7 protein-coding genes are annotated in these 10,024 nt (G+C 63.9%); 3 read left to right on the forward strand and 4 right to left on the reverse strand.

Annotated features, from left to right (window positions below):
* The first annotated feature begins 56 nt into the window (after positions 1–56).
* From ACOQPI_RS17015 to ACOQPI_RS17025, 3 genes are read left to right on the forward strand one after another with little or no spacing between them, the layout of a single operon-like run.
* Positions 57–902: an acyl-CoA thioesterase gene (locus ACOQPI_RS17015; RefSeq protein WP_420620800.1), complete on the forward strand. Its 846-nt coding sequence runs from the start codon at positions 57–59 to the stop codon at positions 900–902.
* A complete protein-coding gene (locus ACOQPI_RS17020; protein ID WP_420620801.1) occupies positions 899–2,242 on the forward strand; it encodes a PQQ-dependent sugar dehydrogenase in 1,344 nt (447 codons plus the stop codon). The genes ACOQPI_RS17015 and ACOQPI_RS17020 overlap by 4 nt, the downstream gene beginning before the upstream one ends.
* A gap of 33 nt (positions 2,243–2,275) precedes the next feature.
* A complete protein-coding gene (locus tag ACOQPI_RS17025; RefSeq protein ID WP_420620802.1) occupies positions 2,276–3,961 on the forward strand; it encodes a thiamine pyrophosphate-binding protein in 1,686 nt (561 codons plus the stop codon).
* Positions 3,962–3,994: 33 nt separating this feature from the next.
* On the opposite strand, the gene ACOQPI_RS17030 is transcribed toward ACOQPI_RS17025, so the two are convergent.
* From ACOQPI_RS17030 to nuoL, 4 genes are all read right to left on the reverse strand, one after another.
* Entirely contained in the window at positions 3,995–4,927 is a 933-nt protein-coding gene (locus ACOQPI_RS17030; RefSeq protein WP_420620803.1) for a cache domain-containing protein, read from the reverse strand.
* Positions 4,928–4,993: 66 nt separating this feature from the next.
* Entirely contained in the window at positions 4,994–6,511 is a 1,518-nt protein-coding gene (locus tag ACOQPI_RS17035; RefSeq protein ID WP_420620804.1) for an NADH-quinone oxidoreductase subunit N, read from the reverse strand.
* Positions 6,511–8,100: an NADH-quinone oxidoreductase subunit M gene (locus tag ACOQPI_RS17040; RefSeq protein ID WP_420620805.1), complete on the reverse strand. Its 1,590-nt coding sequence runs from the start codon at positions 8,098–8,100 to the stop codon at positions 6,511–6,513. The genes ACOQPI_RS17035 and ACOQPI_RS17040 overlap by 1 nt, the downstream gene beginning before the upstream one ends.
* Positions 8,100–10,022, reverse strand: a complete 1,923-nt coding sequence (gene nuoL, locus ACOQPI_RS17045; RefSeq protein ID WP_420620806.1) for an NADH-quinone oxidoreductase subunit L — start codon at positions 10,020–10,022, stop codon at positions 8,100–8,102. The genes ACOQPI_RS17040 and nuoL overlap by 1 nt, the downstream gene beginning before the upstream one ends.
* Between the last annotated feature and the right edge of the window lie 2 nt (positions 10,023–10,024).

The following is a 10,024-nucleotide window of genomic DNA, read 5'->3' on the forward strand; positions in this document are numbered from 1 at the left end:
AATCCGACCACTAGGCCATAAGGTTTGCCTAACTCTGACGGTAGGATCAGTCGGTCATGCAAGCAGAGGTAGATGCGCTCATCGAACTGCTGGATCTGGAGCCCATCGAGGAGGACATCTTCAGGGGAGTCAGCCCCCAAGAAGACCGCCAGCGGGTGTTCGGCGGTCAGGTGGCCGGCCAAGCCCTCGTAGCGGCCACCCGCACGGTGGAGGATCGCTCGGTCCACAGCCTCCAGGCCTACTTCATCCGTCCCGGCGATGTGGCTGCCCCCCTGGTGTATCTGGTGGAGCGGGTACGAGACGGCCGATCGTTCACCACCCGCCGGGTGACCGCCATCCAGCACGGCCAGCCCATCTTCGCCATGTCGGCCTCCTTCCACAAACAAGAAGAGGGCTTCGAGCACCAGACTGACCTTCCCGCAGGCATCCCCGACCCCGAAGAGTTGGAACCGTTCGTTTGGGACGGTTTCCCGGTGGACGACCAAGGCCGGATGATCCGCCCCATCGAGCTGCGCTACGTGACCGGCTCGCCCGCGGAACGGGGCCAGAGCCGAGAGCCCCGCTTGCAGGTGTGGCTGCGGGCCACCGGCACGCTGACCGAAAACCCTGTACTACACACCTGCATGTTCACTTACGCCAGCGACATGACCGTGCTGGACACCGCCACCAAGGCGCTGCCGGTGAGGGGCAACGAGATCGACATCCAAGCGGCCAGCCTCGACCACGCCATGTGGTTCCATAGGCCGCTGCGAATGGATGACTGGATCTTCTTGGACCAGGTGTCCAACTCGGCCTCCAATGCCCGGGGCCTGGCGTGGGGCACGGCGTGGAACCGCACCGGCGAACTGGTGGCCTCAGTGGTGCAAGAGGGCTTGATCCGGCCCCTGCGGAAGCAGCCATGAGCCGCGGCCGGCAAATGGTGGTGGCAGTCGCCGGGATTTGCCTGCTAGTTGGCGCTTGCGGCGACAGCGAGGACAACCGGCGCAACGCGGAGCCACAAGTCGCGGCCACGGTAGCGGCTACCGCTGGTGCAGCAGCACCGACAGGCCCTGCTCCCGATTCGGGACCGGACGCCCCAACCGTTGCTGGAGGTCAGCCGGCTGACTCCCCTGCGACCGACCCGGCCCCCGACCCAGGCGAGGACGAACACGGCACGGTGGCCGTCCAGCCTGAAGAGGCGAACCTGGTGTTGACCCCGGTGGCATCGCTCACCGACCCGATGGCGCTCGTCGCCCGACCGGGCACCGGCGGCACCAGCGGAGACCTCTACGTGGCCACCCGGGAGGGCCAAGTGTGGCTGATGAACGCTGACGGGGATGAACCTCCCGAGATGGTGCTGGATATCAGCGACCAAACCAATCCAGAGTGCGAAGAAGGGCTGTTGGGCATCGCCTTCTCCCCTGACGGATCGAAGCTCTACGTGAGCTCCACCGACTTGAGGGGCGACAGCCTGATTGTGGAGTACCCCATGAGCGGGCAGTGGGTTCAGGGCGACCAGGGCCGGACGGTGCTGGGCGTCGACCAGCCGGCCTGCAACCACAATGGCGGCCATATCGCCTTCGGGCCCGACGGCTACCTGTGGATCGGATTCGGCGACGGTGGTGGCCGAGATGACATGTTCAACCAGGGCCAGAATCTGGACACCCTGCTAGCCGCCATGATCCGCATCGACCCCGAGGCCGATGGCAACGCGGATTACTCCATTCCCGCCGACAACCCGTTTGCCGACGGCGGGGGGCGAGCTGAGATCTGGCACTACGGGGCTCGCAACCCCTGGCGATTCTCCTTCGACCGGACCACCGGCGATCTGTGGATCGCAGATGTGGGACAAAACGAGTGGGAAGAAGTCCACGTACTGCGGGCCGCCGACGGCTGGAAGCCAGGGGCCAACTTGGGATGGCCGCTATTCGAAGGCCACGTCCGGTTCTCCGGCGTCGAAACTCCCGAAGATTTGGACTTCCCCGTTCACGTGTACGACCACGACACGGGCTGCTCCATAACCGGCGGCCACGTGTACCGGGGTTCGGCCATACCCAGCCTGGTGGGCACCTACGTATTCGGCGATTTCTGCCAAGGTCGCCTGTGGGGTCTCACCGTTGATGCCCAAGGAGTGGACACCAGAAAAGAGCTCGGCCTTTCCGTCGACCCGGTCACCCTGGTCTCCTTCGGTGAGGACGCGGCTGGCGAGCTGTATGTGCTGAGCTTCGACGACACCGTGTACCGGCTGGAGCTTGCCCAGTAGTCGGCTTGATTCTGCGGATGCAAGAATGACCCGGTGAAGTTGAGCGGGGGGGAAGCTCTCGCAAAATCGCTGGTCCGAGAGGGCGTTGAAGTCGTCTTTGGAATACCTGGAATCCAGATGTACGGGATTGTGGCCGCGCTGCGCGACGAGCCCGGCATTCGGATGGTCACCACCCGGCATGAACAGGCCGCCACCTACATGGCCTACGGCTATTCCCGAGCGTCGGGCGTGCCGGGAGTGGCCCTCGTCGTTCCCGGTGTCGGCATATACAACGCAGCTGCGGGATTGGCCACGGCCCACGCCCGCTCTAGTCCGTTGTTGCTCATAGCCGGACAAATTCCCCGAGGGCAGATAGGGAAGAACCTGGGAGGTGTCCATGAGATCGAAGACCAGATGGACATCGTGCGACCTATCACCAAATGGCGCCAGCAAGCCCTGACTCCAAGAGAGATTCCCGCGGCCGTATCCGAGGCATTTCAGCAAATGCGCACCGGCCGCCCCCGTCCGACCTACATCGAATGCCCACCGGATGCCCTGGTAGAACGAGATGAAGTCGAACTACCGGATCCCGCTTCTATCTCGCGACTCATGCCCAGCCGCGACCAGCTGCAAGAAGCAGCCTCGGCCATTTCGCAATCCCGACTTCCCCTGATAGTTGCCGGAGGCGGGGTAGCCCTCTCCGGCGCAGAGCAGGCGCTCCTCGAATTAGTCGAAGCCTCGAACATCCCGGTGGTGACATCGGGGGGTGGAAAGGGCGCCATCCCCGACAGCCATCCTTTGTGCTACGGCTCATGCGTCAGCCCCGGCGGTGAACGGCACGAGATGAATCAGCTCTTGGACGTTATGAAGACCGCCGATGTCGTCATCGGGATTGGAACCCGCTTTTCCTTGGGCAACCCCGCCGGGGAGTCGTCGACGCTCGTGAACATCAACATCGACGACTTCGACCTCACCCGGATTCAAGACAACACCATCCCTTTGCACGGCGACGCCAAAGCAACCATCAACTCTCTCTTGCCACTTCTGGTTGAAGCCGGGTGTCGAGACCGCCCGTCCCCTGCTCAAGCCGTGTCCGCCGCCCGACGCCTGATCGCCTACTACGACATCAGAGACAACGAACCCCAGTACCCCATCTTGGAAGCAATCAGACGGGGGACTCCCGAAGACGCATACACCGTGTGGGATGTCACCCAATTCGGTTTCTATTCCCGAACCCATTGGCAGGTAAACCATCCGAACACCTACATCGACTCTGGGTACTCGTTCAATTTGGGCTTTGCGTTCCCGTCAGCGCTGGGAGCAAAACTGGCCAAACCGGATCACCCAGTGGTGTGCTTCGCTGGGGATGGCAGCTTAATGTTCAACTCATCTGAGTTGTCAACCGCCATCAAATACGGAATCAACGTCACCACCGTCATCTTCAGAGATGACGCCTATGGCAACGTGGCCCGCGACCTCGACGATTTTTTCGACGGCTCCTACGGAACCGACCTCGCCAACCCCGACTTCGTGAAGTTCGCCGAATCGTTCGGCGCCATTGGCATGAGAGCAGACGACCCCATGGACCTTGAAACCTTGATTCCTACTGCGCTCGAACAGCAGGCACCAGTGGTCATCGACGTCCCCATCGGCCACATCCCTCTTCCCCGCCCCAAGCAGATCGAACATGTACCCAAGCTGCCCTGGACCCATCCCCAGGAGGGGCTGATCTCGTCCTAGCTGCGGAACCGCTCTCCGGGTGGCCAGTAGGACCTAACCGGTTTCGTACCACCCGGAGGCAATGAGGATGTCGTCTCGTTTGACTATCCAAGTGTGCTTGGTCTCCTGCCGACCGCTTTGGGGGTTGAGATAGGTGTAGTCCACCCACTTGCCGGTCTCGGTGGCGGTCACCATCTCATCAGCGGCAGCCAGGCCCTCGGGGGTGCCACCGAGAATCTCGTGGAGGGTCTGGCCCACGTTGTCGGGAACCGTGGGGTGGGCCAGCACCACGCCGTCGAGGTCAAAGGCGAACCCGTACCATTGACCGTCCACGCTGGGGGGGTCGGTGCTGTCGGGAGAATGCAAGTGCTCGATCAGGGCGCTGCGTCCGTTGGACTCATAAAACCAAATGGCGTCTTCGACGAAGGCTCTGGTGTAAGAGCCGGGCTCGGCTTTGGTGGGGGGAGGAACGGGATGGGAGTCTTCGTACCAGCCGGAAGCGAAGATCAGGTCGTCCTGTCGGATGGCCCAGGTGTGCTTGGTACCGCCGGTGTCGGTTTGGGGGTTGTAGAACACGTAGTCCACCCAGTGCCCCGACTCGGGCGCTGCAAACAGCAACGGACCGTAAGCGTGACCGGTGATGTCCACTCGCTGGCTTGAGTTGGCGCCCACTCGCGAGGGAATGGTGGCGTGGGCCACGGTGATGCCCGTGTTGACGTCGGCGATGAAGATGTACCACTGGTCGTCGGTGCCGGCTTCGTTATTGAAGTAGTCGATGGTGGCCTGTCGGCCAGTCTCTTCGTATCGATCTACAGCCTGCTGCACATACCACTTGGTGTACGCGTCCCGCTCGGTCTTGGGTGGCGGCCCTGTCACCCCATCATCGTCATCGTTGCCACACGCCGCAGCCACCAGACCGAAAACCAGCAACAGCGCCAGCACAGTGAGGCTCACGCGTCCGTAGCTGTCGCTAATGCGCTTGGTCATGTTCTTCCTTTCCAAAATGGCTGATTCAGGCTACCAGTGAGGTTCTCAGCACCAACGCTGGAAGGGTTAGTGGGCGTGAAGGCGGAGATTTAGCCAGGCGTCGTCGGCGAGGTTGAGGAGGGGCTCGGGGTAGATACCGAAGGCCAGGGTGAACAGCACCACGATGGCAACAGCCACCGCCGGGCCGCGGGGAATGCTGAGGCGGGGAGCATCAGCATCGGGGGACTCCAGGAACATGGCCACCACGATGCGCAAGTACAAGAAGGCGGCCACCACCGCGGCCAGCATGGCGATCACCGCCAGCCAGAAGGAGCGGGCGTCCACCGCGGCGGTAATCACCTCGAACTTGGCCCAGAACCCGACGGTGAAAGGGATGCCAGCCTGCGAGAGCAACAGCACCGTGAAGGCGGCGGCCAGAAGCGGGCGACGGGTGGCCAATCCCCGCAGGCTGTCGAGGCCGGTGCCCTCGTCGCCCGGGCCGCTCACCACGGTGATCACTGCGAAACTGCCGATGGCCATGGCGGCGTAGGCGGCCAGGTAGAACAGCACGCTGGCCACGCCGTCATCAGTGGCGGCCTGCACGCCAACGAGAATGAACCCGGCGTGGCTGATCGAGGAGTAGGCCAGAATACGCTTGACGTCGGTCTGGACAATGGCCAACATCGAGCCCACCGCCAAGCTGGCGATGGCCAAGCCAAACATCACCGGCTGCCAGTCGTCGGCCACTCCCAAGAACCCGCCAAAGAACACCCGGAGCAGAGCGGCGAATCCGGCGGCCTTCACCCCAGCAGCCATGTACGACACCACCGGTGACGGCGCCCCCTGGTACACGTCGGGGGTCCAGGCATGGAACGGCACCGCGGCCACCTTGAAGCCGAACCCCACCAGGAGCATGGCCATCCCGGCCAACAACAGGCCGTTGTCGCTTAGGTCGTTGTTGCCCAGAATGCTCTCGATGCCGGCCAGGTTGAGCGATCCGGTTGCCCCGTACACCAAGGCGATGCCGTAGAGCAGGAACGCCGACGCAAAGGCGCCCAGCACGAAGTATTTGATTCCCGCTTCCTGCGATTCGGCCCTCCGCAGGTGCATGGCCACCAGCACGTACACCGCCAGCGACAGAATCTCCAGGCCCAGGAACAGCACGATGAGGTTGTTGGCCGAGGCCATGGTGATGCCACCGGCGGCCGACAGCATCAACAAGACGTAGAAGGCGGGGCCGTCGAGGCTCTCCCGGTGCAAGAAGCCATCGGCCACCAACGCGGTCAGTACCACCGAGCAGGCCAGCAGCACGATGATGAACACCGAGAACTGGTCCACGCCGATCGACCCGGCGATAGTCGAGGATTCTCCCTCTTGGTCAACCCGTATCCACACCGGAATGGCGGTGGCCAGCACTGCGAGCCCGGCGGCCGCTGTCCAGGCCGATGCGAACCACCCCGGCAGCCGGCGACCGGCCACCGACACGATGGTCAACAGCACCACCGCGGCCCCCGCCATCACTATGTGGGGAATGAGCGGCAGCCATTGGATGTCGGGGATGTTCGCTTGGGCGAGCGAATTGGCTTCAGCGAGGATGGGGAGCATCAGTGGCCCTCCCCCTCGTCGCCGTAGTCGGCCTTGAGCTTGCGGAGTTCTTCAAAGCTGCCCTCGGGCCGATCACCCACGGTGGGCGATTCGATTCCCTCGACTTTGTCCATGTGCTCGATCAACGCGTTGACGGAGGGCTCCATGCGCTCGATCACCGGCTTGGGATATACCCCCAAGAAGACGATGAGCCCCACCAGCGGCACCATGACCAGCTTTTCCTGCCAGTTGAGGTCGGGCATTGACCGGTTGGCGTCGTCGGGGGTGCCGTGGAACACCCGCTGGTAGGCCCACAGCAGATACAGCGCGGCCAGGATGACCCCGGCGGCGGCCACCACCGCCCACCAACGGTGGGCTATGAACGCCCCGGCCAAGATCAAGAACTCGCCCACGAAGCCGTTGAGGCCGGGCAGGCCCACCGACGACAGCATCACCACGGTGAACACCGCGGCCAGCACCGGGGCGGCCTTCTGGAGTCCGATCATCTCGGAGATCTGGCGGGTGTGGCGGCGCTCGTATATGAACCCCACCAGCAAGAACAGCGCCCCGGTGGACAGGCCGTGGTTCACCATCTGGAGCAGCCCGCCCTCGATGCCCTCGGTGTTGATGGAGAAGATGCCCAACACGATGAACCCGAGGTGGGCCACCGAGGAGTAGGCCACCAGGCGTTTCAGGTCGCGCTGCATGGTGGCCACCACCGCGCCGTAGAGAATGCCGATCACCCCCAGTGTGAACAGCAGCGGGGCGAAGTACTGGGACGCCTCGGGGAACAGGTACAGGCCGAAGCGGACCAGCCCGTAGGTACCCAGCTTGAGCAGCACCCCGGCCAGGATCACCGAGCCGGCGGTGGGGGCCTCAGTGTGGGCGTCGGGCAGCCAGGTATGCACCGGGAAGAGCGGCACCTTCACCGCGAAGGCCAGCACAAACGAAAGGAATATCCAGCGGGCGGTGATGGTGGGCAACTCGCCGGCGCTCTGGGCCAAATCTATGAGGTTGAAGGTGATTTCGCCGGTCTCGCTGTAATCCTTGGCGAGCAACGCTAGGGCCAGCATTCCCACCAGCATGAGGGCCGAGCCCAGCATGGTGAACAGGAAGAACTTGGTGGCCGCGTACTTGCGGTTTTCGTGGCCCCACTTCCCGATGAGGAAGTACATGGGAATCAGCACGACCTCGAAGAACAGGAAGAACAGCACCAGATCCAACGCCAGGAACACGCCCAGGCAGCCGGTTTCCAGCACCAGCATCCAGATGTAATAGGCCTTGGCGTCGTGGGGCGGGTCGCAGGCCACGATGGCGATGGGGAACAGCAGTCCAGTGAGCACCACCAGGAACAGCGAGATGCCGTCCACCCCAACGTGCCAGGAGATTCCGGCTGAGCCGATCCACTCGGTGAGCTGGATGAACTGGAAGTCGCCATCGTTCTTGTCGAAGGCGCCCATGAGCCACAAGGTGAGCGCCCCGGTGGCCGCGGAGGTGGCCACCGCCACCGGCTTGAGTACCGTCGCGCGGGAGGGGGCGATAAGCGCGATAGCCGCCGCCCCCACCAAGGGCAGGAAGATGATGACCGGAAGAACGGTGGAGCCGCCCATCAGAATCCCGCCCTCGAGATAAACCAGGCCAGCAGCGCCACCGCGCCGATGGCGATGCCCAGGGCGTAGCTGCGAACCAAGCCTGATTGCGACACCCGCAGCCGGGCACCAGCCCGGCGGATCAGAGTGCCGGTGCCGTTGACCGCGCCGTCCACCACCCGCTCATCGAACTGGGTGGTGCGCTCAAACGCCCGGCGGCCAGGGCCGCCCATGAAGTTGGTGACGGTCTCGTCGATGCGCCAGGCGCGGGTCAAGAAGGGGTGCTCGATACGGGCCGGGTCGATCCGGCGGCGGATGTACACCGCAGCCCCGGCCGACACCCCGCCCAGACTGCCGACGATAGCCACGAGGGCCAGCACCCACTGGGTGCCCCCGCCGAAGGGGAGATGGCCTTCGTTGCCGAACAGCGATGGCTTGAGCCAGTTGCCCAAGAAATGGACATCGGAGGCGAACGGCAGGTTGATCACCCCGGCCACCATGGCCAACCCAGCCAGCACAACGAGCGGGACGGTCATGGTCCAGGGAGACTCGTGGGGATGGCGATGGGGCTTGTCCTCGGTGCTATCGGCCTCTGAGCCAGCCCAGCGGGGCGGGCCGAAGAACGTCATAAGCACCAGCCGGGTCATGTAGAAGGCGGTGAGGATGGCGGTAGCCAGCAGCAGCAACCACAGCACCTTGTTCTCGCCGTAGGCGTAGGCCAGGATCTCGTCTTTCGACCAGAAACCCGAGAACGGCGGCACCCCGGCAATGGCCAGCCAGCCGGCCACGAAGGTCATCGAGGTGATGGGCAGCAGCCGGGCCAGCCCGCCATAGCGGCGGATGTCCTGGTCGCCGTCCATCCCGTGGATCACCGACCCGGCCCCCAGGAACAAGAGCGCCTTGAAGAAAGCGTGGGTGACCATGTGGAAGATGGCGGCCACGTAGGCCCCCGATCCCACGGCCACGAACATGAAGCCGAGCTGGCTGACGGTGGAGTAGGCCAGCACTTTCTTGATGTCGTTTTGGGCCACCGCGATGGTGGCGGCCATCAGCGCGGTCCCCAGACCCACCCACATGATGAGGTCGGGCACCCAGCCGTGGGCTTCGGCGATGATCGGGCTCATCCGGGTGAGCAGGTACACGCCGGCGGTGACCATGGTGGCGGCGTGGATGAGGGCCGACACCGGGGTGGGGCCGGCCATGGCGTCGGGCAACCAAATGTGCAGCGGGAACTGGGCCGACTTGCCGGCGGCGCCCACCAATAGCAGCACCACGATGGCCGACGCGGTGCCCGCGGCCACGCCGTGCGATTCGACCTCGAAGAAGATCTCCCCGTACTGGAGCGACCCGAAGGTCAAAAACGCCAGGAACATGGCCACCAAGAAGCCCCAGTCCCCCACCCGGTTGGTGACGAACGCCTTTTTTCCGGCCGAGGCGTTGGCCTCGTCGGTGAACCAGAACGAGATCAGCAGGTAGGAGCAGGCCCCCACTCCCTCCCAGCCCAGGAAGGTGAGCAGCAGGTTGTCGCCCAGCACCAGCATGAGCATGGAGAAGGCGAACAGGTTGAGATAGATGAAGAACTTGGAGAAGCCCTCGTCGCCGTGCATGTAGCCGATGGAGTAGAGGTGGATGAGTGCCCCCACGCCGGTCACGAACAGGGCCATGGTGATGGACAGCGGGTCGGCCAGAAAGCCGATGTCCACCGCCAGCTTCCCGGCGGGCACCCACTCGAACAGGGTGACCACCGTCTCCCGCTCATCGCCTTCGTGGCCGATGAGTCCGATGAACACCAACAGCGTGGCGATGAACGAGCCGCCCATCATGGCGGTGGCCAGCCAACCGGCCCGAGGCTCGCCCAAGCGGCGGCCCATGGCCATGAGGATCAGCACCCCGGCCAGCGGGAAGGCGGGGATCAACCAGACGAGATCAACAAGCGTGCTCATGA

This window comes from Candidatus Poriferisocius sp. (assembly GCF_965219815.1).
Lineage (GTDB): Bacteria > Actinomycetota > Acidimicrobiia > Acidimicrobiales > Bin134 > Poriferisocius.